The organism is Streptomyces sp. NPDC054841 (assembly GCF_053611045.1).
Genome location: NZ_JBSGZO010000061.1, coordinates 1 through 21,012 on the forward strand (window position 1 = coordinate 1; position 21,012 = coordinate 21,012).

General features: G+C 69.7%; 21 protein-coding genes and 1 pseudogene. 14 read left to right on the top strand and 8 right to left on the bottom strand.

The annotated features are described in order from the left end of the window. Window positions 1–235: 235 nt before the first annotated feature. The 5 genes from ACWGI8_RS11755 (at window position 236) to ACWGI8_RS11775 (ending at window position 7,006) form a co-directional block, all read left to right on the top strand. Window positions 236–2,275: an ATP-binding protein gene (locus ACWGI8_RS11755; RefSeq protein ID WP_453660067.1), complete on the top strand. Its 2,040-nt coding sequence runs from the start codon at window positions 236–238 to the stop codon at window positions 2,273–2,275. A gap of 339 nt (window positions 2,276–2,614) precedes the next feature. Further along, entirely contained in the window at window positions 2,615–4,117 is a 1,503-nt protein-coding gene (locus ACWGI8_RS11760; protein WP_453660069.1) for an MFS transporter, read from the top strand. Window positions 4,118–4,178: 61 nt separating this feature from the next. Continuing rightward, window positions 4,179–4,619, top strand: a complete 441-nt coding sequence (locus tag ACWGI8_RS11765; protein ID WP_453660071.1) for an SRPBCC family protein — start codon at window positions 4,179–4,181, stop codon at window positions 4,617–4,619. Window positions 4,620–4,723: 104 nt separating this feature from the next. Then, entirely contained in the window at window positions 4,724–6,085 is a 1,362-nt protein-coding gene (locus tag ACWGI8_RS11770; protein WP_453660072.1) for a carotenoid oxygenase family protein, read from the top strand. A 231-nt stretch (window positions 6,086–6,316) separates the two neighbouring features. Beyond that, the gene (locus ACWGI8_RS11775) at window positions 6,317–7,006 is read left to right on the top strand and encodes an ABC transporter permease (protein WP_453660073.1); all 690 of its coding nucleotides are present in this window, start codon (window positions 6,317–6,319) and stop codon (window positions 7,004–7,006) included. A gap of 195 nt (window positions 7,007–7,201) precedes the next feature. On the opposite strand, the gene ACWGI8_RS11780 is transcribed toward ACWGI8_RS11775, so the two are convergent. Further along, window positions 7,202–7,792, bottom strand: a complete 591-nt coding sequence (locus ACWGI8_RS11780; protein ID WP_453660075.1) for a DUF421 domain-containing protein — start codon at window positions 7,790–7,792, stop codon at window positions 7,202–7,204. Window positions 7,793–7,939: 147 nt separating this feature from the next. Between ACWGI8_RS11780 and ACWGI8_RS11785 the strand changes: the two genes are divergently transcribed. Further along, a complete protein-coding gene (locus ACWGI8_RS11785; RefSeq protein WP_453660077.1) occupies window positions 7,940–8,572 on the top strand; it encodes a GntR family transcriptional regulator in 633 nt (210 codons plus the stop codon). Window positions 8,573–8,781: 209 nt separating this feature from the next. On the opposite strand, the gene ACWGI8_RS11790 is transcribed toward ACWGI8_RS11785, so the two are convergent. The 5 genes and pseudogenes from ACWGI8_RS11790 to ACWGI8_RS11810 all read right to left on the bottom strand — a co-directional run. Beyond that, on the bottom strand, window positions 8,782–9,444 hold the full coding sequence (locus ACWGI8_RS11790) for a hypothetical protein (RefSeq protein ID WP_453660079.1): 663 nt from the start codon (window positions 9,442–9,444) through the stop codon (window positions 8,782–8,784). Continuing rightward, on the bottom strand, window positions 9,441–9,917 hold the full coding sequence (locus tag ACWGI8_RS11795; RefSeq protein ID WP_453660081.1) for a DUF6114 domain-containing protein: 477 nt from the start codon (window positions 9,915–9,917) through the stop codon (window positions 9,441–9,443). Before ACWGI8_RS11795 ends, ACWGI8_RS11790 begins: the two co-directional genes overlap by 4 nt. Next, a complete protein-coding gene (locus ACWGI8_RS11800) occupies window positions 9,908–10,516 on the bottom strand; it encodes a DUF6230 family protein (RefSeq protein WP_453660082.1) in 609 nt (202 codons plus the stop codon). The genes ACWGI8_RS11795 and ACWGI8_RS11800 overlap by 10 nt, the downstream gene beginning before the upstream one ends. A gap of 188 nt (window positions 10,517–10,704) precedes the next feature. Further along, the gene (locus ACWGI8_RS11805) at window positions 10,705–11,466 is read right to left on the bottom strand and encodes a MerR family transcriptional regulator (protein WP_453660084.1); all 762 of its coding nucleotides are present in this window, start codon (window positions 11,464–11,466) and stop codon (window positions 10,705–10,707) included. A gap of 167 nt (window positions 11,467–11,633) precedes the next feature. Continuing rightward, window positions 11,634–11,941, bottom strand: a pseudogene (locus tag ACWGI8_RS11810) (MarR family winged helix-turn-helix transcriptional regulator); the annotation flags it as partial. Window positions 11,942–12,097: 156 nt separating this feature from the next. On the opposite strand from ACWGI8_RS11810, the gene ACWGI8_RS11815 reads away from it, so the two are divergent. The 3 genes from ACWGI8_RS11815 to ACWGI8_RS11825 all read left to right on the top strand — a co-directional run bounded on the left by ACWGI8_RS11815 (window position 12,098) and on the right by ACWGI8_RS11825 (window position 15,021). Then, a complete protein-coding gene (locus ACWGI8_RS11815; protein ID WP_453660086.1) occupies window positions 12,098–12,745 on the top strand; it encodes a class I SAM-dependent methyltransferase in 648 nt (215 codons plus the stop codon). A 207-nt stretch (window positions 12,746–12,952) separates the two neighbouring features. Further along, on the top strand, window positions 12,953–14,050 hold the full coding sequence (locus ACWGI8_RS11820) for a MerR family transcriptional regulator (protein ID WP_453660110.1): 1,098 nt from the start codon (window positions 12,953–12,955) through the stop codon (window positions 14,048–14,050). 269 nt (window positions 14,051–14,319) lie between these two features. Then, complete coding sequence (locus tag ACWGI8_RS11825; protein ID WP_453660088.1) at window positions 14,320–15,021, top strand: 2-phosphosulfolactate phosphatase; 702 nt, start codon at window positions 14,320–14,322, stop codon at window positions 15,019–15,021. Window positions 15,022–15,273: 252 nt separating this feature from the next. On the opposite strand, the gene ACWGI8_RS11830 is transcribed toward ACWGI8_RS11825, so the two are convergent. Further along, complete coding sequence (locus tag ACWGI8_RS11830) at window positions 15,274–15,930, bottom strand: GAP family protein (RefSeq protein WP_453660089.1); 657 nt, start codon at window positions 15,928–15,930, stop codon at window positions 15,274–15,276. A 425-nt stretch (window positions 15,931–16,355) separates the two neighbouring features. Between ACWGI8_RS11830 and ACWGI8_RS11835 the strand changes: the two genes are divergently transcribed. Both ACWGI8_RS11835 and ACWGI8_RS11840 read left to right on the top strand, forming a co-directional pair. Beyond that, window positions 16,356–17,576, top strand: a complete 1,221-nt coding sequence (locus ACWGI8_RS11835) for a cytochrome P450 family protein (RefSeq protein ID WP_453660091.1) — start codon at window positions 16,356–16,358, stop codon at window positions 17,574–17,576. Window positions 17,577–17,966: 390 nt separating this feature from the next. Further along, complete coding sequence (locus ACWGI8_RS11840; protein WP_453660093.1) at window positions 17,967–18,704, top strand: CDP-diacylglycerol diphosphatase; 738 nt, start codon at window positions 17,967–17,969, stop codon at window positions 18,702–18,704. Window positions 18,705–18,723: 19 nt separating this feature from the next. Here ACWGI8_RS11840 and ACWGI8_RS11845 read toward each other — a convergent pair whose 3' ends face one another. Beyond that, on the bottom strand, window positions 18,724–19,032 hold the full coding sequence (locus ACWGI8_RS11845; protein ID WP_453660095.1) for an MMPL family transporter: 309 nt from the start codon (window positions 19,030–19,032) through the stop codon (window positions 18,724–18,726). 8 nt (window positions 19,033–19,040) lie between these two features. Here ACWGI8_RS11845 and ACWGI8_RS11850 point away from each other — a divergent pair, with 8 nt between their 5' ends. The 3 genes from ACWGI8_RS11850 (at window position 19,041) to ACWGI8_RS11860 (ending at window position 21,006) form a co-directional block, all read left to right on the top strand. After that, entirely contained in the window at window positions 19,041–19,271 is a 231-nt protein-coding gene (locus ACWGI8_RS11850; protein WP_453660097.1) for an ATP-binding protein, read from the top strand. Further along, window positions 19,268–19,942 (top strand): response regulator transcription factor, encoded by a 675-nt coding sequence (locus tag ACWGI8_RS11855; RefSeq protein WP_453660098.1) that lies wholly within the window; start codon window positions 19,268–19,270, stop codon window positions 19,940–19,942. The genes ACWGI8_RS11850 and ACWGI8_RS11855 overlap by 4 nt, the downstream gene beginning before the upstream one ends. 251 nt (window positions 19,943–20,193) lie before the next feature. Next, window positions 20,194–21,006, top strand: coding sequence for a maleylpyruvate isomerase family mycothiol-dependent enzyme (locus ACWGI8_RS11860; RefSeq protein ID WP_453660112.1), 813 nt, complete (start codon window positions 20,194–20,196; stop codon window positions 21,004–21,006). Window positions 21,007–21,012: the final 6 nt, after the last annotated feature.

Sequence of the window (21,012 nt, forward strand, 5' to 3'; positions counted from 1 at the left end):
GCGACACGCCGCCCCCGGCCTCGATCAGGTGATCAGTCGTCGTATTCATCAGGTGACTCCTTCGGGGAGGAACACACCTGATTCATGACACTCCCCCGCGACCGCCTTCCCGGCGTCAGGGACCGGCCATGGTCGCGTGAACGCCGTTGTTGGGATCCCTGAACGAGTAGCGGCTCCAGCGATGGCGACCCTCCGACGTGCCGGACACGACACCACTTCGACGACAGGAGCCGCCATGGGGTCCGTTGGGGAGAGACTGAGCAGCGCGCGAGTGCGGGCTTTCATCGGCCGGGAAGAGGAACTCGGCCTCTTCGCTGAGGCGTTGAGCGGCGATCCACAGGCGCCCCTCGTGTTCTACGCCTTCGGGCCGGGTGGCATCGGCAAGTCGACTCTGGTGCGTCGTCTGGCGGACCAGGCCCGTTCGGCAGGCCGGTCGGCTGTCGAACTCGACGGCCGTTTCGTCAGCCGCGACCCCGCCGACTTCGAGCGCGCGGCCGCCCCGTTTCTGGACGTTCCCGGCACGGTCCTGTTCGTCGACTCCTTCGAGCACTGCCAGTGGCTGGAGAGCTGGCTGTGGCAGCACTTCCTCCCTCTCGCCGCGGACGGCGCCCTGGCTGTTCTGGCCGGCCGTATCGCCCCGCAGGCGCAGTGGAGCGCCGACCCCGCGTGGGCCGGGGTCCTGCACGTCACCGAACTGAAGCCGTTCGCCGATGAACAAGCCCGCAGTCTGCTGGCCGCGGCGCGGCTCCGGCCCGAGTTGCGTGACCGGGTGCTCCGCTTCGCCGGAGGCAACCCGCTGGCCCTGTCCCTTGCGGCCGCCGCAGGAGCAGGACCGGCAGGCTGGAGCAAGGAGGAAATCTGGGCTCCCTCGGCCGACGTCCTGCGAACCCTGTTGGCAGGGCTGATCGGCGAGGTGCCCACGGCGGCCCATCGCCGAGCCCTGGAGGTGGCGGCACAGGCACATTCCACGTCCGAGGAACTGCTGTCCTCGGTACTGCCCGAGGAAGACGCCCACCTGCTCTTCTCGTGGCTGAGGGACCTGCCTTTCATGGAGTCCACGCACCGAGGGCTCCACCCGCACGACGCCGCACGCGAGACGCTGGCCGCCGATCTGCGCTGGCGAGCACCCCATGCCTTCGTGACGATGCGCCGGCGATTGGCGGAGGAGTACCTGCGCATCCTGCGCGAGGCACCCGAGGAGCGTGTGTGGACGGTCACCGACGAACTCTTCTACCTCTTCAAGGAGGTGGAAACCCTGGCGCGCCTGCGCACTTGGTCCCGTGAGGACGAGGTGCACGACCGCCCCCTGCAGCCAGGTGACCTCGATGTCGTGCTCCCCATGGCCGAGCAGACCGAAGGGCCCGCCTCCGCGGAACTCGTCCGCTACTGGGCGCAGCGTCAACCGCAGGCATTCAGCGTCTACCGTCTCGTGAGCACCGGCCGGATCGTGGCGTTCACGGCTCGACTCGCCCTGCCGGCCCCACCCGACCCCCAGGACCTGGCCACCGATCCCGTCGTCGCGGCAGCCTGGGAGCACACCGAGGCCACCGCGCCCGTCAGCCCCGGTGAGCACATCGGCATAAGCCGCTTCTCGATCTACCCCGAGCGGTACCAGGTCCCCTCGCGCGTCATCGACCTGAGCAGTTCCCGGGCCCAGGCGGAAGCCGCCCGTGCCCGCGGCCGCGCATACGGCTTCGCCGTCTACCAGGACGCCGATGCCTGGGCCGTGCGCGTCAAGGGCACCCTCGCGGACACCGGTGCGCGACCGCGAGTCGGCGAGCACACCTACGGACTGTTCAGCGTCGACTGGCGCCAGGTGCCCGTCGAAACCTGGCTCCGCCGCTTCATATCAACCACCGATGTGCCCGCCCAGCCCGGACCCCCGGGCATCTCACGCACCACGTTCGACCAGGCCGTACGCGAAGCCCTGGTGCACTGGCGCGATGCGGGCGCCTTCCCCGCCTGTGCCCTGATGCGCGCCCGCCTCGCGGCCGACTTCGCCGACCCCGTGAAAGAGTTGCGCGCCCTGCTGCGCCAAGCCGTCGACGAGCTCGCCCGCGAACCGCGTGGAGTGCGAGCCCGTGAAGCCCTGACCGCGGGGTACTTCTCCGGTGCACCCACCCAGGAAGCCGCCGCGCGCCGCCTCGGCCTGCCCTACGGCACCTACCGTCGCCACCTCCGGCAGGGCCTGGACCTGCTCTGCGAGGCCCTGTGGCAGCGGGAACGGCACGGCCCCGACGGGAACGACGGGCACACGACGTCGACGTACACGTGAGGGCCGGGGCCGGCTCCGTTTTTTTCGTACCCGCGGTCGCGAGTCGGCATTCTCATGGCGGGGACCGTCCGGTGCGTCGGTCGCCCCGTCCGCGTACCGGTGATGTCGGTGGCGACCGGGCGACGCGGCGGCGGAGAAGGAGGAGACCGGGCCGTCCTGTCGTGCGAGCTCGTATGTGATGCCGCGCGTGGATCCGGAGCCGTAGAGGGCTGAGTACCCGGAGTGCGCCGGCGTACATCCGCGGCAGGGCTCCTCGTGGACAGGTGCGGACAGGACTGGACAGTCAACGCTTCTGCTGGGCATGGAAAGTGGACACCGCCCGACACGAGGCTGTGCGCCATGAACCTTGGACGCACGAAGGACCAGGCATCCCCCGCTCGCCGGCCGGGAGCCGTGCTCGCGGCGCTCGCCGCTGCGCAGTTCACCGTCATGCTCGCCACCTCGATCGTGAACGTGGCGCTGCCGCAGATCCGTGCCGGGGTGAACCTGTCGGCCGACGGCACCACCTGGGTGATCAACGCCTACGGCCTGGCGTTCGGGGCGCTGCTCCTGGCCGGGGGGCGGGCGGCCGACCTCCTCGGCCGCCGCCGGGTGCTGATCGCCGGCCTCGCGCTGTTCGCGGGGGCTTCGCTGGCAGCAGGACTGGCCACCTCCACGGGCGTCCTGATCGCCGCCCGCGCCGTTCAGGGACTTGGCGCCGCCGCCATCGCCCCGGCCGCACTCGCCCTGGCAATGGGCCTGTTCCCGTCCGGCTCCGGACGCGGCAGAGCACTGGGCGTGTGGGGCGCGGTCTCCGGCGCGGGAGGAGCGGGAGGCGTCCTTCTGGGCGGCGTGCTCACCCAGGCATGGGGCTGGCCCTGGATCTTCCACTCCGTCGCGCTCGGGGCGGTGCTGGTCCTCATCGCCGTGGCGGCCCTCGTACCACAGGCTGGTGTTCGGGAATCCGCGCGATTCGACCTCCTGGGCACCGCCACTGTCACAGTCGCCCTGACCTGCCTGGTCTGGGGCCTGACCACCGCACGCGGCACCGGCTGGACGGACGCCCGAGTGCTCGGCGCCCTCGCCGGTGCCGGCACGCTGCTCGCGGCCTTCGCCGTGATCGAGATCCGCCGGCCGAACGCGCTGATACCCCCGCGGCTGATCACCACCGGCCGCGTCGCCGCGGGAAACCTGTTGATGGCCCTTCTGGGGTCCGTGTGGATCGCCCTGTTCTTCTTCCTGCCGCTCTACCAGCAGCAGGTCCTCGGAATGGACCCCTTGGCCACCGGAGCGGGCCAACTCCCGCTCGCCGTGGCCAATATGCTCGGCGCCGCCCTCGCACCTCGTATCTTCCGGCGCATCGGCGGCACCGCAACGGTCACCGCGGCCTTGCTGACCGAGGCCGCCGGACTGCTGTGGCTGTCACGGCTCAGTGCCGACGGAAGCTACCTCGCCGACGTCCTCGGTCCGAGCATCCTTGTCGGCCTCGGCCTGAGCGTCGCCTTCGTCCAGCTCACCGCACTCGCCGTGGACGGTGTCCCGCCACAGGACGCGGGTCTGGCCGGCGGGCTGGTGAACACCACCCGCCAGGTCGGCGGCGCGATCGGTCTCGCCGCCCTGGCCACCCTGGCCGGCTCCGTCACCGCCCACGCATCCACTCACCAGCCCCACGTGGAGGCGCTCAGCGCCGGATTCCGAGCCGCCTTCACGGTCTCGTCCGCGGTAATGGCCGCCGCCGCACTCCTCGCCCTGCCGCTCACCCGCCGCGGCCGCACTACCCGCGGCGTCCTCCCGCCCGCCCCGGCCGCCTCCAAGGCGCCGCGCCAACAGGACCGGGCGGCCCACTGCGCACCCACCGTCTGATCCACCACTCGGGCAGCCAACCCAACGCAACCCAACCCACCACCACCGATGAGGGAATCGCATGCACACCATCGACTCCACCGCCCCCGTCGTCGTCAGCCTGACGACGGCCATCGACGCCCCGCTCGCCACCGTCTGGGCGCTGCACACCGACATCGACAACTGGCCGGTGTGGAACGTCGGCATCGACCAGGCCAGGCTCAGCGGGCCGGTGGCGGTCGGCACCGACTTCACCTGGCGCACCCACGGGCTGAACATCACCTCCACCATCCACGAACTCCTCCCCGGACAGCGGATCGTCTGGGGCGGGACCGTCGAGGGCATCGTCGGCATCCACGCATGGACCTTTGAGCAGACCGGCGACCGCGTCGTCGTCCACACCGAAGAGTCCTGGAGCGGAGATCCCGTCGACGCCGCGGCCGACGAACTCGCCACGGCCCTGAAGACCTCCCTGGAGAGCTGGCTCGACTGCCTCAAGGCCCGGGCCGAGCAGACGGCCTGAGGCCCCACACCCCACACCACGCACGACACACCCCACACCACGCACCACGCACCACGCACGACACACCACGCACGACAACGACGACGAAATCCGAGGACCCGAGCATGAGCAGCAAGCCTTATCTGACCGGCCACTACACCCCCGTCGCCGACGAGATCACCGCCACAGGCCTCACCGTCGAGGGCGCCCTGCCCCCCGAACTGACCGGCCGCCTGATCCGCAACGGCCACAACCCCAAGCCCGGCGTCACCCCCACCCACTGGTTCAAGGGCAGTGGCATGGTCCACGGGATCCGGCTCCGCGAGGGCCGCGCCGAGTGGTACCGCAACCGCTGGGTGCACACCCCCGCCCTGGACGGCGCCCCCTACATGACCGAGCGTGGCCCGGACCTGACCGTGAGCACCGCCGGGACCCACGTCATCGAGCACGCCGGACGACTGCTCGCACTGTGCGAGGCGAACTTCCCCTTCGAGCTCACCCCGGACCTGGAGACGGTCGGCGCCCATGACTTCAACGGCCGGCTGCGCACAGCCATGACCGCACATCCCAAGGAGGACCCGGTGACGGGGGAGCTCCACTTCTTCGGCTCCTCGCCGTTCCCGCCCTATCTCGTGTACTACGTCTCCGACGCCAAGGGGGAGATCGTCCACAGCGCCGAGATCCCGGGCGCGAGCGCCTCACTCAAGCACGACTTCGCCATCACCCGCCGCTACGTCGTCTTCATCGAAGGCAACGTCACCTTCGACCCCGCCGAGCACTCCGGCATCCCCTACGGCTGGAGCGACCAGCAGCCCTCGCGCATCGGCGTCATGCCCCGCACGGGCGATGGTGCCCGGCACATCCGCTGGTTCTCCATAGAACCCGGCAACATGCTGCACGTCGCCAATGCCTACGAGGACGGCCAGGGCCGCATCGTCCTGGAAGGCCCGACCGTGGACCGCGAAGGGTTCCAGCTCTCCTGGAACTGGTGGGTCGGCGCACCCGAGCGGGGAACCGAGCCCAACGCCCGTGCCTACACCCGCCGCTGGGTGATCGACACGACGGCCGACACCGTCGACGAGCAGATCATCGACGACCTCGCCGTGGAGTTTCCGACTCTCAACGAGGACTACGTGGGCGCCGAGCACCGCTACCAGTACGCGGTCTCCTTCCCCGACCAGGAGGGTTTCGGCGGATACGGCGTCGTCAAGTACGACCGCACCACCGGCGCCCGCCGCATCCACCAGGTAGGCGACGCCCGACTGCCCAGCGAAGCGGTGTTCGTCCCCGCGGCCGGCGCCACCAACGAGGACGACGGCTACCTGCTCACCGTCATCTCCGACCTCAAGCAGGATGCCTCGCAACTGCTGGTCCTGGACGCCGCCGGCCTCAACCGGATCGCCACCGTCCACCTTCCCCGCCGCGTGACCGCGGGAATCCACGGCTCCTGGATCCCCGACAGCGCCCTGGACAACAGCGAGGACTGACCCGGACCGTCCCCGGAGCGCGGCACAGCCGGGGCCGACCGCCGGTGGGCGGCTCCGGGGCCGACCTCCTGGAGCCGCCCACCACCCCCTCCGGGGCGGTGACTGTCGGTCAGGTCACCGCCCCCGCGCGGCCCGGCTGTTGCACACCGGCGGGCCTGGCACGCCCGAGCCGCCCGTGCTGTTCCCGACCCCTCACTCACATCCGTAAGCCACCCTGGAGGATTCCCCCTCATGTCCATCGCAGCCCCCGACTCTCCGGTCGCTGCCGGCGCCGGTGCCACCCCGAGTCGTCCCGTGAACGAGGTCGACAACCGCGCGGCCTACGTCAGCTTCGGACTCGCCTACCTGCTCGGACACGGCGCCGCCGCAGTCTCCCAGGGCGACAGCCCCTTGCTCGGCCTGCCCGGCTGGCTGCCCACCACGCTCCTCGGAATGGGGCTGGCAACCGGCATCACCCAGGCCACCGTCGCCGCCCTGCGAGCCCAGCGCGGGGCCACCGGGCCGGACGTCCTTTCCGGCAAACTGCTCGGCGCCTCCTGGATCGCCGCCTTCACCGCCCTGTTCCTCGCCATAACCGGCCTGACGTCCGCCCTCGACATGCCAGAACTGCAGCCCATCCTCTGGCCCGCCGGCTCCGGCCTCATCGTCGGCCTGCTCTACCTCGCCGAAGGCGCCGCACGCCGCAACCTGCTGCACTACAGCCTCGGCGTCTGGCTGGCCCTGACCTCCACCGCGGCGCTCTTCCTCGGCACTCCCGGCCTCTACTGGGTCCTCGCCATCGCAGTCGGCGGCGCCTACGCCCTCGCCGCGGCCCTCGAACGCCGCCGCCTGGTACATCGCTCGGCACCCGCTCCGGCCGGTGGGCCGGGTACAGCCGGTTCGGCAAAAGCCGGTTCTCCTGCGGCGCGTCGATGGCAGTGATCGTCTCCACGGGGAGGCCGTACGTGACCAGGAGGTCCTTGCACAGCCGGGGGCCGAGGACCCACATGTTCACGGAATGGTCCTCGGCGGTACCGGGCAGGAGCCGGTTCGGGTCCACGTACGGCACTGCTGCTGCCCGAGCCCGCAGGAGCGTCATTGGCCTGCCGCACGATCGCACCAAGGAAAGGGAGTTCGTCAGCACGGCCCCGCGTCGGAGCGGGATCCGGGCCCGGGGTGCGCGAGCTGCTGCCGCAGAGCGGCGATCTCGGCTCGTAGCGCGGCGACGTCGTTCTTGTCGGCGGCCTGGTCGCCCTCGCGCAGGCTGACCAGCAGCGAACCGCTCGGTTCCAGGCTGACCATGGTGGTCTCGGAGACATCGTCGCCTCCCTGCCGTTTCACCGCGACATCCAAATCCGAACGGCTCAGTCCGCTGCGCCTGATCGCGGCGGGCAACCACTGCCCGTCGCGCGCGAGAACGACGGGCGATCCCTCGAGCAGGCGGCCGAGCCGGCTGGCCAGCGAGGCTGCCCGGACCACGAGTGCGTTTACAGCGAGCAGCACGGCAGCCCCGAAGACGGCTCCGGCCACGGAATTGTCGGGACCGATGATGGCGTTCTGCACCACATTGGCAAGCAACAGCATGACCACCAGGTCAAAGGTGTTCAGCTGAGCGATCTCTCGTTTCCCGCCCCACCGGAGCATCAACAGGATCACCAGATAGACCAGCACGGTGCGCACCGCCTTCTCGCCGTACGAGATGCCCGCAGTCATCAGGTCGTGCCACATCGCGCCTCCCGTGCTTCTTCGCTCCGTCGACCTGTTCATCGGCAGCCGACCCCGACCCTCTTGACCCTGTGCCGCTCGTAGAGTCGTGGGTGCGCGTCATGCCGCGTAGGTGTACTCGTTGATGAGGCCACCGAGGATCCGGGCGCCGTGCCCCAGCCGGCTCTCGGCGCTCGGGCTGAGCCGGAAGGCGACCTGCCCGCCGCGGGCGACGAGTGCCCCGCTCGCCCAGGAGCGGCTCCGCGCCGGACGCCTCCAGCGTCTCCGCCGCGCCGCGGTCCCCGCGCCGGTCCTCTGTCCTTCACCCGGCGCGCGGAACTGACCGGCTACGCACCGGGCCAGAGGCTCCAGGAGATCGCGCTGCGCCGCCCCGAGCCGGAGATCGGCGCGGCCCTTCAGATCGACCCCGACGACCTCGCCGTCCAACTCATCCGGCTGAGACTGCTCGACGGGCGGCCGGCGATGCTGGAACGGATGACGTACGTCGAAGCCGTCGGTCGCCCGCTGATCTCCGCGGACCTGGACGCCGGTTCGATCTACGCCCTGCTCACCGAGCAGGGCGTGGACCTGCACTCGGCCCGGCACACCTTCGACGCCGTCCCCGCGGATCCGCTCGACGCCGAGTTCCTCGAAGTCCCCGAGGGCACCCCGCTGTTGCGGGAGCGGCGCCTGACCACCGACTCCCAGGGCACGCCCATCGAGTGGTCCGACGACCGCTACCGCTCGGACATCGCGACAGTGACCGTGACCAATACGCGAAGCTCCCGCACCGCCATGCTCTGAGGGCGGGAGCCCTCGCGACGCCCCTTCAACGGCGACGTCTTCTTCCACGGGCCCGACGGACGGGGTACGTCCGCCGGGAGACCGCAGCCATCAAGGAGCAACTGACCGGACAGCCTGCCGGTGTGACGACGTGCGGGGAAGGCAACCCACATGCGATGCACGGCATCGGTCCGGCCGCCTTCTCCTTCTGCCGCTCCCTCTCCTCCGAACTACGGGGCGACGGTGATCTGCTGGGCCGGGTCGGTGGAGTCCGCGACCGTGTAAACGGCGTTGAAGGTGGAGCTCGTCGTGCTGGTCGGGCAGCCGAACCCTCCGGTGATTTTGACGGGGACCGAGGCGTTGGTGAAGGTCAGGGAGGGCGGGGTGCCGTTGGCCCAGACGCCGGGGACGCTCGCTGCGGCGGTCGGCGCGGCGACGACCGTACAGGTCGCCAGACCGGTCGTCTTGACCACGAGGCCGCCCGTCGGGACGGTCATGGTGGCCGTGATCGGTGTCCCGTTCTGCATGGAGACCGTCCAGGCGCCGCTGGTGGTGACGGTCGGGGTCACGCCCGGCATGCTCGAGGTACAGGAGCTGTACGTCGGGGCGGATATCGGGGAGGAGACCGGGCCTGCCGGGTTGTGGTTGCCGGGGGCGGCCGGGACGGTGCCCGTGGACACGGAGACCGAGCAGGTCACGGTGACCGAGCCGGCCTTGAGGGTGGCCTTGCCGCTCAGTGTGGCCGTGAAGGCGTGGCCGGCCGGGGTGACGGTGGTCGAGTCGGCTGCCCGTAAGGGTAAGGGCGCGGCGGTCGCGGAGACTGCCCCGAAGGTCAGCGCGCCGGCGGCGGCGAGGCCGAAAGCGAGGGCGGGCGTGGTGGGTCTGCGGCTCATGGCTGTGCTCCTTGGGGATCGGAGAGCGGTGCGGGGGAGGGGGTGCCGTGCGGCGCGGGCAGAGCGGATTCCGCGGTTCTGCCTGATCCGGCGGAGGCGCCGGCCTCGGCGGAATTGGACGTGCGCGGTTCCCAGGCGAACATGAGGCCGCCGCCGAGGATGCCGAGCAGGGTCCCGATGAGGAATCCGCCGAGGTTCGACAGCACCAGCGCGGCTGTGGCGATGAGCGTGGTGACGACTCCGGCGAGTGTGCGGTAGTGGGGGGCGAACCAGACGGAGACGCCGAGCACGATCATGACGAGGCCCATCAGGACGGACGGGATCCCCGCCACGCCCTGGGTGAGCATGACCTTCAGCGGGGCGAGCGGCAGGGCGCAGATCTCGGCCCCGGCGAGGACGGCGGCGAGTCCGCCCCAGAACGGCCGGCTGCGGCGCCACCGCCGGAACCGCATCCGGCAGCGGGTCAGAAGCATTCCTTCTTGCCCTTGCTGATCTCCATGTTCAGGCCGGAGAGCGTGAAGGTGCCGGCGTTGGTGGCCCACGCCGTCTGCCGCAGATCGGTGATCCGAACGGTGTCGGCCTGCTGGGCGAACAGGTCCTGCATGCCCTGGGCGTCGGTCGGGCCCTTGTCCAGGGTGGAGGCGTCGCGGCCGATCTCGATGTTCGTGAAGGTCGCGTTGCCGGAGAGCTGGGTCGCGTCGACGAAGAGGTTCGTCGCCTCGACCGGGGTCTTCCGACCGGCGGTCAGGTTGAGCGAGACGTCGCCGATCAGCGGGAGCGAGGTGACCACCGACTGGCAGAGGCTGTTGAGCCTTGCCTCCTTGATGGCGGTGACCGCCACCGGGATGAGTTCGTCCCGGGCGTTGACGTCGACGCTGCCGTACTGGACGAAGCCCTCGCCGGTCAGGCTCTGGGCGGAGACCTTGAACTGCTGGCCCGAGACGGCGAAGGAGGCGGCGAGCGCTCCCTGGGCGAGGGCGATACCGAGGCCTGCGGTGACGGCGACGGCCGGGACCGTCAGGACGGCGAAGCGCCGCCATCTCACCCGGCCGCCGTCCAAGTCGTGTTCCATGACAGATCCCCCTTGGGTGGGGTGGAGTGGAATGGGGGTGGGTTCGGTGTGATCCGGGTCGCTGCGTTGTGTTCCGGTGCGACCGGGTCGTGGTTGATCCTTACTCGCCGGTATGACCGTGGGGTTGAATGTAAGAGTGCCAATGGTGGTTGGCAAGGTTGTGCGAACACCCCCTTTAGGCCAAGTCCCTACTGCTCCGTACGCAGCAGCGCGGCGACTTCCGCCTCCACCCTCCGAGCCATCGCCCGCGCGAATTCCGCGGCCACGACCTCGCCCGCCACCGGGCGCAGCGCCGCTGCCGCCTCCGTGATGTGGCCCAACTGCTCGGCCGAAAGCCGCTCCAGCCCCCCGGGGCCGATCACATGCCGCCGGAACAGCTCGACGAACCGGTCCGCGAGCGCCGCCGCTTGGGTCTGGAGGAAGTCCCCCGCGTCCAGGATCTCCGCGAGCGGCACCCCCTGCCGCACGAGCGCCAGCGTCGCCTCCAGCAGCCGTCGGCTCGGGAAGGTGACGGTGTCCCCATCGACCCGTACGTACTCCAGCGCGGCGGCCCGTCGCGTGTCCTGCGGGGTCGCCGCCGGGCCGAACATCTTCCGCAACTCGGCAAGGTTCATCGTGACAGGCACCTCCTGAACCCAGTCGCGGGTCATCTCACGCTCCAGTCCGAGGAGTTGGGCGATGCCGCCGCCCTGCTCCCAGGCTGCCAGCAGCTCCGCGATGCCGTTCACCGTGTAGCCGCGGCCGAGGAGGTCGTCGATCAGCCGCAGCCGGGCCAGGTGATCGTCGGAGTACCAGGCGATCCGGCCCTCCCGGCGGGGTGGGGGCAGCAGTCCGCGCTCCTGGTAGTAGCGCAGATTGCGGACCTTCACGCCGGCTGCCCGGGCCAGCTCCTCCCGGCGATATTGCGCCCCGCCCGCCGCCACTGGTTCGCCCGCCGCCTCGCTGCTCACGGCCCCGAGCCTAGAGGGACGAGGCGGCGGCCCGCACCGACTGCGAGTCGATGATCCCGGCGGTCGGCTCGGGTGAGCGGCCCCCGCGTTCAAGGACCCGTGCTTCAGGGCGACCACCTATGAAGCAGCGCCCCGGGCGGCCTTGATGCCGGATGCCGCTACGCGGCTCAGGAGGTACGGGTGTGGTGGTCCGGCAAGCGAGTGAGCAACTGCACGAACTGGTCGCGTTCGGCCGGACTCAGCGGTGCGAGCAGTTCGTCATGGAGGTCGTCCAGGACGTTGTCAAGGCGGCGTAGGCGGCGGCGGCCCTGGGGGAGATCGTGATGACGTTGCGGCGCCGGTCGTCGGGATCCGGCGCCCGCTCGACGAGGTCACGCTCGGCCAGTTCGTTGAGCACGCCGACCATGTCGCTGCGGTAGATGCCGGAGCGCCTGCTCAGCTCCGCCTGGCTGGCCGGCCTGTACTCCTGCATCGATCTCATGAGTGGGCTTGTGTTCACTGGCAGGAGCGGGTGTGCCCGTCTCAGCGGTGAGTGCCGAGCAGGGCGTTGGTGACGGTCCGGTGCACCGGACGGGAGGGAAGATCGTGACTCTCTCGGCTCGCCTCGGGGTCAGGAACTACTGTCGCGAACATGGTCGAACACGATGCCCTCAGCGCCACCCGCGAGGCTTACGACGCTGCTGCCCCCACCTATGCGCGGCTGTTCCGCGACACGCTGCGTGACAGTCCCCTGGACCGCGCGATCCTGGGTGCCTTCGCCGAGGTCGTAAGTGCGGGTGGGGAGGGTCAGGTCGCGGACCTGGGGTGTGGGCCTGGCCATGTCACTGCTCATCTCGATGAGCTGGGGCTGGCGGCGTTTGGTGTTGATGCCTCTCCTGCGATGATCAAGTTGGCTCGACAGGCCTATCCGGACCTGCGGTTCGACGTGGGCTCGATGGCCGCGTTGAACATCGCTGACGGCGTGCTGGGCGGCGTACTCTCACGTTGGTCCATCATTCACACTCCGCCGCAGGAACTCCCCGTCATCCTGGCGGAGTTCCATCGTGTGCTGGCGCCTGGCGGCCACCTTCTGGTCGGCTTTTCGGCAAGCGGTGATCCGAGTCACCCGACGCAGGTCTTCGATCACACAGTCGCGCCGGCCTATCGGTGGTGGCCCGATCACCTCGCCGCGATGCTGCGCAAGTCCGGGTTGGCCGAGGTGGCCCGGATGGTTCGCGAGCCTCAGCCCACCGACCGACGGCAGTTCCAGGAGATTCACCTGCTCGCCCGCAAAGCCTAGGCGGGGCCGTCCGATCGAGCGCATGACCGCATCCAACCTCCGGACGGGGAGCCGTCACGCTCCAGGCATCGACTTCTGATCAGGGCTCACCGAACGTTCGGGCTCCGATTTGGTCGAACGAGGGGACTGCGAGAAACACCCTCGATGACCTTTGACCCTCACGTGGCGTCAGGCTGCATAGTCGGTGCCGTGGAGGATCACTTGACCGTGGGACGCGTGGCCGAGTTGGCCGGCGTGAGCGTCCGCACGCTGCATCACTATGACGAGATCAGGCTCGTTCGGCCTTCGGCCCGGACCGCGGCCGGGTACCGGGCCTATTCGGCGGGCGACGTTGAGCGGTTGCGGGAGGTGCTGGCCTACCGGCGGTTGGGCTTCGGGCTGCGGGAGGTTGCGGAACTGGTCGGCGACCCGTCCACCGACGCGGTCGCGCACCTGTGCCGACTGCGCGGCCTGCTGCTGGAGCGGCGTGATCGCGCTGACGCCATGGTGGCGGCCATCGACAGGGAACTCGAGGCACGGGCGAGGGGACTGAAGGTGACACCGGAGGAGCAACTGGAGATGCTCGGTGCACGGCTGTACGACGCGATCGGCGACGCTTACACCGCGACACGGCGTACCGAGCCGCGGATCGCCGCGCAGATCTGGAACGCGCTCGGGGACGCGCAGACGGTGCTGAACGTCGGGGCCGGCACCGGCTCCTATGAGCCTGCTGATCGCGACGTGACCGCGGTGGAGCCATCGGCCGTCATGCGAGGGCAGCGGCCTGCCGGCTCGGCGCCGTGCGTGGCCGCCGCCGCGGAGAGCCTGCCGTTCGAGGACCAGTCCTTCGACGTCGCGATGGCCGTCTCCACCGTTCACCACTGGGGGGACCCGATAGCGGGGCTGCGCGAGATGCGGCGCGTGGCCCGCCGCGTGGTGGTGCTCACGTTCGACACCGACGAGCCCGGATGGCAGGACCGGTTCTGGCTTACCCGCGACTACCTGCCCGAGTTCGCCGCCGTCCTCGCAGAATTTCCCTCGCTTGCCGGGATGGCCGACGCGATCGGCGCCCGCGCTGAGCCGGTGCCCATCCCGTGGGACTGCGCTGACGGCCTGTTCGAGGCGTACTGGCGCCGACCGGGGGCGTATCTGGAGGATCACGTGCGCCGTGCGATGTCGGTGTGGACGAGGGTCGGGCCGGAGGCCGAGCAGCGGGCGGTGCGAAGCCTCAGCGACGACCTCGGCTCCGGTCGGTGGGCCGAGCGCAACAGCGACCTCGCCGACCTCGACGCGGCAGATCTCGGCCTCCGCCTGCTCATAGCTTGAACCGCGTCGCAGCGTCAGCGTCATGGCGGTTCGGAGATGGTCCTGGAACGTCACGGGGCTGGAGCGCTTTCGAACGCGGCTGCTGACATCTGCGGCGCAGGCGGCCCAGTCACCACCGGATGCCTTCTGCCACTGGACGGCAACGTGAATGTGGACCCGAGCATCCGGGGGAGGATCGCGGCGGGGAGTTCGGCGGATTCCGAGACCGCTGATGTGACGCGTATCACTCTCCAGGTGCTTCGGGTCGGGCATGCGCGATCATGATCGGCATGGACGCTCGTTTCCTTGGCATCGCTGAGCTGGTCGAAGCCCCGTCCGTGGCGGTCGTGGTCGACGTCATGCGTGCTTTCACCGTGGCTGCCTGGGCCTTTGCCCAGGGGGCGGAAAAGATCGTTCTTGCTGAGTCGCTGGACGACGCTCTGGCGCTCAAGGCCCGCCACCCGGATTGGGTGGCGCTCAAAGACGGGCCGCCCGCGCCTGGGTTCGACATGGTCAACTCGCCTGGCCTGCTGCGGTCTGTTGACCTTGGCGGACGGACCGTTGTGCAGAAAACCACGGCAGGGACGGTCGGCGCCCTTGCGGTCAAGGAGGCGCCGCTGGTGCTGTGCGCCGGCTTCGTGGTGGCGGAGGCAACGGCTCAGCTCTTGCGAATGCGCGAGAGTGACAGTGTCACGTTCGTGGTCACTGGCGACGATGGGCAGGCCGATGAAGATCTGGCGTGCGCTCAATACATCGCTCGGAGAGCCACCGAGGCTGGGGCGGATGCTGCTGGGTTCCTCCGCCGCGCTGCCGAGTCGCGCGCCGCTGCCGAGCTTGCGGAGGGTGTGCGTCAGGGAGTGCATCCTGATGACGTTGCACTCTGTCTTGAGGTCGACCGGTTTCCCTTTGCCATGGTGGCGGCGTTGGAAGACTCGCTCATGGTCCTGCGTCCACGCACGATGCCTTCGCTGACTGACGAGGACCCGGTCTGATCGCTGGTGAGGTCCACTTTCAGCATGCGAGAGCGAGCGCCCCGTCGGACGTCATCGTCGCGAATCGGCTCACCCGCCTACGTCTGCGTGGCACCGATGGGCCTTTGGGTGGCGATCAGCGGAAAGAACGCATGGCATCGACGGCGATCCCGTACTTCCTGGTCTCCTCACCGGCTGATCTGACGCGGAACCGCCACCGCGACGAGCTTGTCCGGGTTGCGGATGGTGTAGATGCTGGTGATCTTCCCGTCGTCAGAGCCTGACGACTCCTTCGCAGAGCACGAGAACTCCGATGGCGACGATCACCACGGCCATCACTCCGGCGGCATGGTTCTCCAACCACCGTCTGACCCTGATCAGGGGGTCGAGGACCCGCTCGCCCAGCAGCACATGGAGCACCACGGGCAGGGCTACGGTGCTGGCGGCGCATACGGTGAACACCGCGAAGGCCACCACGGCGCTCGTCGTCGGGGGCTCGGCCGACCCGACCGCAAGGCCCGCGGCAGCGGAGAGAAGAAGGATCTTCGGGTTTGCCACCGACAGCAGCAGTCCGAGCCGGAACGCCCTGGACGGGCTCGCATCGGCGAGAAGCCGCATCCAGCCCGGCGCCGCCCTGCCGTGTCTGGTCAGCCATTGCCGGAGTCCGAAGAGGATCAGGAGCAGCCCCAGCACCACTCTGGCCCAGGCGAGCCAAGCGTGCCCCTCCGCGGGACGCCCAACGACGGAAGCCAGCACGGCACACGAGCCCGCGGGCACGACGATCCCGATGACCCAGCCGGCCAGGAAGGCACTGCTGGCCGCTCGGGGCCGGGGGGTGAACTGCATGAAGAGAGCGGGGATAAGGGTGAACGGCGACAAAGCGATTACCGTCGCGAAGAACACGACCTCACCGGACGCCACAGGCACCACCTTCTGCCGTCTTCGTCGCTCGTGCGTGTACGAGAACAGCGCCTTGTCTTGCGTGTGCCCGCCTGTGCGGGTTGGGGGCTCCGGACGGGAGCCCGGGCGGTTTTCCGAGGATGCCACACGGTTCGGTGAATCCGGTGGCATCGACCGCCCTTGGATTTCCCGCGCTGAGCATCATCGCGGCGAGAGCCCCCGCAACGGGCGCGCACCAACCGGGTTGACACACCAGAAGAGCCTACGAGCCCCACACGCGCGGCTGCGTCACCGTTGCGCCGCTGATCGAGCGCTGAGTTCGCCGGCTGCTACTGCTCAGCTGTCAGCCAGTAGTTGTTTGGCCGGATTTGCCGCTACGTATCCGTGCTCGATCGCATATTTTCGCACCTCACCCACCAGATTCGCACTTTGCACACCAGGGGGATGGGCTGTACATGGCGGACACAGAGGGCGTTTTGGATGCCAGTGATCTGGTAGACCTCGCTGGTCTCGGCGATGACTTCACCCGCGACCCGTACCCGGTCTACGCGGCGCTGCGCGCCCAGGGCCCGGTGCACCGCGTACGGATGCCCGAGGGAGCGGACGCGTGGCTCGTCGTGGGTCACGAGGCGGGGCGCGCCGCGCTGGCGGATCAGAGCCTGTCCAAGGACTGGTCGAACGCCTCCCCGGACCTCGGTCTGCCGAACTTGGCCGCCGGCCGCCACATGCTGAACTCCGACCCGCCGCACCACACCCGGCTGCGCAAGCTGGTCGCGAAGGAGTTCACCCCTGCGCGTGTGCGGGCGCTCGAACCACGGGTGCAGGAAATCACCGATGGACTTCTGGACGCAGCGCTCGCCGGACCCGGCGGCCGGGCCGACCTGGTCGAAGCGCTGTCCTTCCCGCTGCCCATCGCCGTGATCTGCGAGCTCATCGGCGTTCCGTCCCTGGACCGCGAGGCGTTCCGGGAATGGTCCAACACCGCCCTGACGTCCCGGGACCCGGATGAGCGGGTCGCCACGGCTGCCGCCGCGAGCGAGTACATCGCCGGGTTGATCGCCCGCAAGCAACGGGACTCGCAGGACGACCTGCTGAGCGCACTCATCCGCGTCACCGACGAGGACGGCGACCGGCTGTCGGCCGATGAACTGCTGGGCACCGTCTGGCTGCTCCTGGTGGCGGGTCACGAGACCACGGTCAACCTGATCTCCAACGGCGTCCTGGCGCTGCTGACCCACCCCGAGCAGCTCGCGGCCCTGCGCGCCGACCCCTCACTGCTGGAGAACGCGGTCGAGGAGATGCTGCGCTACGACGGGCCGGTGGAGACCCCGACGTACCGTTTCACCACCAAGCCCGTCGACATCGGGGGCACGGTCGTACCGGGCGGCGGGGAACTGGTACTTGTGGCTCTGGCCGATGCCGACCGCGACCCCGCGCGCTTCCCCGGCGCCGAGCGCTTCGACGTCCGCCGAGACGCGCGTGGCCACCTGGCCTTCGGTCACGGCATCCACTACTGCCTGGGTGCGCCGCTGGCACGTCTGGAGGGCCGGGTCGCGATCGGCGCCCTGCTGCGGCGCTGCCCCGACCTCGCACTCGACGCCGATCCCGCCACGATCACCTGGCGGGGCGGCATGCTCATCAGGGGACCGGAGCGGCTGCCCGTCCGGTTGCGATGACAGCCGGGCCTTTGCGTTTCCCGTGGACGACGCGCAACTGTCGGGTCGGCGGCCTTCACACGCTGCCGGCTGATCCAGGCCGCGTGGCGGACGGGTTGCCGCCTGCTGACGGTCGCCGCGCCAGCAGATGCGACGGCTCGTCGGTGGTGGCACGGTGGTTGTACAGCGCGTACCTCGGCCCGAACGGGGTCAGCCACGCGCCCGCCGGAGGCAGTGCGATGCCGTCTCCATCGGCGTCCGGCCCGCATCGGCCTGGCAGTGGTGGTAACCCGCGAACTCCGTTCAACCGGGCCGGTAGCGGACGCTTTGACACTTTGGGCGGACCGTGGCCCAGGGGCATTCCCGGCCGTGCAGCCGCAGCCCGTGCCCGATCACCATGGAGGTGCTGCAATGACCGACGAGTATGGGGAGAGCACCCTCACCGCGCCCCCCGTAGACCTGTGTGGAGACCCCAAGATCAAGGACGACTTCCTCTGGAGGATGGCCTGGGACTGCCAAGAGAGGCAGATCGACGCCTTCTGGCTCGTGTCCAGAGGGGAACAGGGATACCTCCTGGTTGCCACCGATCGCATCAAGGGCATCGAGTGCCCGGACCTCGTGTCCGGCGCCTTCGCCAACAACAACTACTGGCAGGTCGCCGACGACAGGGCCTATTACTGGTTCAAGGGCCCGCAGTGGGGCACCGTCGGACTGGGGATCAACGCGGCCGGTCCCAACCACCGTTCCCACGAGCAGTTGCACATCCACATGTCCGCGGTCCGTCACGGGGTGAAGGCCGAGCTCGACAAAGCCTGGCAAGCGGGCAGGATCGCCAAGGATCTGAGGAGTTGGCCCACACTGCTGACCACGGTCACCGGGCAGGACCTGCAGGGAAATCCTCAACCCCGAAGCTACCGCGTGGTCCACATCGACAGCTTCAAAAATCTGAACCTCTTCAAGGCGCTCTACGACAACGTGGTTACCGTCACGCGCGGTGAGGAGATGGGCGACCAGACGATGATCGTCATCAAGGCGGGATCCGGCCCGGCCGATGGGTTCTACATCCTGAACAGCCGGGACTACCTCCCCCACCCCTCCACCGCCCCACCGGGCATCGCTTTCTGCGACAGCGTCCTGATCTGCAAGTAAGGGGGCTCGGCGCTGAGAATCAGCTGCTCCCGGGTGCTTTGGTGAGTACCGGGTGGTCAGGCTGGTGCGGGATGTCGACGCTCTCCATACGGATGCGGGGCAGCCGACGACCGAGCCACTGGGGCAGCCACCAATTCGCCCGCCCCATCAGCGCCATGGCGGCAGGCACGATCAGCATCCTCACGATCGTCGCGTCGAGCATGATCGCGGTTGCCAGGCCCAGGCCCATCATCTTGGCGAGTGGTGAGGGATCGGCGACGAAGCCGAGGAACACCACCATCATGATCAGCGCGGCGGAGGTGATCACACGGCCCGTGGCCGCGGACACGCACCGAAGTGCGCCTGTACAGCGGCAGGGGCGGCATCACCGTCGAGGTGCTCGACGACGGCCACGGTGCCGCCGCCCAGTCCATTTCGGGCGCGGCCCGCGCAAACGCGGCAGGCCACGGGATCGTCGGTATGCGGGAGAGAGCGCTTCTGCTGGGCGGCAGCCTCGAAGCGGGGCCGGGTCCCGGTGGCGGATTCCGGGTGGCAGCTCATCTGCCCACGGGGGAGGAGACCGCGTGAGCATCCGTGTCGTCGTCGACGACCAGGCGCTGGTCCGCAGAGGCTTCGCCATGATTCTGCGGATCCACGACGACATCGAGGTCGTGGCCGAGGCCGGGACCGGGCGCGAGGCGATCGAGGCGGCGCGCCGGCATCGTCCGGACGTGATTCTCATGGACATCCGCATGCCCGAGATGGACGGCCTCGAGGCCACCTCCCGGATTCTGGAGGAGGCCGACTGGGTCGTCCGGGTGGTGATCCTGACCACGTTCGACCCGGACGAGTACGTCTACGAGGCACTGCGCGCCGGTGCCAGCGCCTTCGTGCTCAAGGACATCCCTCCGGAACAACTCGCCACCGCTGTGTGCACCGTGGCCGAGGGCGGCGCGCTTCTGGCGCCATCGATCACTCGGCGCCTCATCGACCAGTTCGCCGGGCGCCGCACCGTCAACACGGCGGTCGCGGGCCGCCTGGGACGGCTCACCGACCGGGAGCGCGAGATCCTGGTCGCCGTCGCTCGGGGGGCCAGCAACTCGGAGATCGCCGAGGAGCACGTCATCGGGACCGCCACCGTCAAGTCGCACGTGTCGAGCATCCTCACCAAGCTCGGTCTGCGCGATCGCATCCAGATCGTGATCTTCGCGTACGAGAGCGGACTTATCGAGGCCGGCGACCACGACGTCGGTCACTGACCGGGGCGCTCCCTCGAAGATCGTCGGCATACCGGCGACGACAGTCGGCCCGGCCCGGCTCGGCCCGGCTCGGCCCCGCCCGGCGACCGTCCGGGCCCGGTGCCCGGAATTTCGTACGGCTTTGCTGGTCAGCCTCTTGTCGCGGCCGCCGTTGCCTGGTGTTGTGTACCGCGGGCGATCACGAACAGGTCCGCCGGCGGGCCGCATGCATCCCGCGTGAGTCGAGGGTGATGAGGAGAAGCGTGGAACCAATGGCCGGGCAGGACGTCCGGGGCACTCTGCCCGGCGGACTCGCCGACGCGATACGCGACACCGCCGAGGACATCGCCACGCTGCTGCGCGGGCTCGCGGACACAGGCGTTCCGGTACCCCGCTCGGAGTGGACCGTCGGGGAGGCGGCGGCGCACCTGGGCCAGGCCAACGAGCTGATGGCCGACATCGCGGCGGGGCGCGAGCGCAGCTACGGGGACGGTACGCCGCAGAGCCTGGCGGCGGCCAATGCGCGTGCGCTGGCCGACTTCGACGAGCGCGCGGGCGATCCGCTGGCCGAGATGATCGTGGAGCAGGCCGCCGCCTTTCTGAAGGCCGCCGACGAGGGCGCGGCGCAGGGCACCGTGACGACGCCGCTGGGCCCGATGGACGTCGCCACGCTGGGCTCGTACCTGCTGACGCACATGCTGGGCCACGGCTACGACCTCGCCCGCGCCCTGGGCCGGCCGCACATGATCGACCGCGCCCGTGTCGAACTGACGCTGCCCTTCCTGATCGTGGCCATGCCGCGGGTCGTCGATGCCGCTGCCGCGCGTCGGCTGAACGCCCGGTTCGCCATCCGCCTGTGGGGCGGGGCCCGCTTCGGCGTCACGCTCACCGACGGCGCGGTGTCCGCCGGCCCGCAGCCGCCGGACCGCCCGGACTGCACGATCCTCACCGAGCCGGTCACGTTCCTGCTGATGGCGCTCGGCCGCTGCGAGCCCTGGGGCGCCATCGCCCGGGGCCGCGCACTCTCCTGGGGCCGCAAACCCTGGCTCGCTCCCCGCTTCCCGGCGCTCTTCGTGGCGCCCTGAACCGAC

Excerpts from the sequence above, each read along its gene's own strand:
- ACWGI8_RS11755 (WP_453660067.1), top strand. The coding sequence starts at position 236 with ATGGGGTCCGTTGGGGAGAGACTGAGCAGCGCGCGAGTGCGGGCTTTC.
- ACWGI8_RS11760 (WP_453660069.1), top strand. The coding sequence starts at position 2,615 with ATGAACCTTGGACGCACGAAGGACCAGGCATCCCCCGCTCGCCGGCCG.
- ACWGI8_RS11765 (WP_453660071.1), top strand. The coding sequence starts at position 4,179 with ATGCACACCATCGACTCCACCGCCCCCGTCGTCGTCAGCCTGACGACG.
- ACWGI8_RS11770 (WP_453660072.1), top strand. The coding sequence starts at position 4,724 with ATGAGCAGCAAGCCTTATCTGACCGGCCACTACACCCCCGTCGCCGAC.
- ACWGI8_RS11775 (WP_453660073.1), top strand. The coding sequence starts at position 6,317 with ATGTCCATCGCAGCCCCCGACTCTCCGGTCGCTGCCGGCGCCGGTGCC.
- ACWGI8_RS11780 (WP_453660075.1), bottom strand. The coding sequence starts at position 7,792 with ATGTGGCACGACCTGATGACTGCGGGCATCTCGTACGGCGAGAAGGCG.
- ACWGI8_RS11790 (WP_453660079.1), bottom strand. The coding sequence starts at position 9,444 with ATGAGCCGCAGACCCACCACGCCCGCCCTCGCTTTCGGCCTCGCCGCC.
- ACWGI8_RS11795 (WP_453660081.1), bottom strand. The coding sequence starts at position 9,917 with ATGCTTCTGACCCGCTGCCGGATGCGGTTCCGGCGGTGGCGCCGCAGC.
- ACWGI8_RS11800 (WP_453660082.1), bottom strand. The coding sequence starts at position 10,516 with ATGGAACACGACTTGGACGGCGGCCGGGTGAGATGGCGGCGCTTCGCC.
- ACWGI8_RS11815 (WP_453660086.1), top strand. The coding sequence starts at position 12,098 with ATGGTCGAACACGATGCCCTCAGCGCCACCCGCGAGGCTTACGACGCT.
- ACWGI8_RS11825 (WP_453660088.1), top strand. The coding sequence starts at position 14,320 with ATGGACGCTCGTTTCCTTGGCATCGCTGAGCTGGTCGAAGCCCCGTCC.
- ACWGI8_RS11835 (WP_453660091.1), top strand. The coding sequence starts at position 16,356 with ATGGCGGACACAGAGGGCGTTTTGGATGCCAGTGATCTGGTAGACCTC.
- ACWGI8_RS11840 (WP_453660093.1), top strand. The coding sequence starts at position 17,967 with ATGACCGACGAGTATGGGGAGAGCACCCTCACCGCGCCCCCCGTAGAC.
- ACWGI8_RS11860 (WP_453660112.1), top strand. The coding sequence starts at position 20,194 with ATGGCCGGGCAGGACGTCCGGGGCACTCTGCCCGGCGGACTCGCCGAC.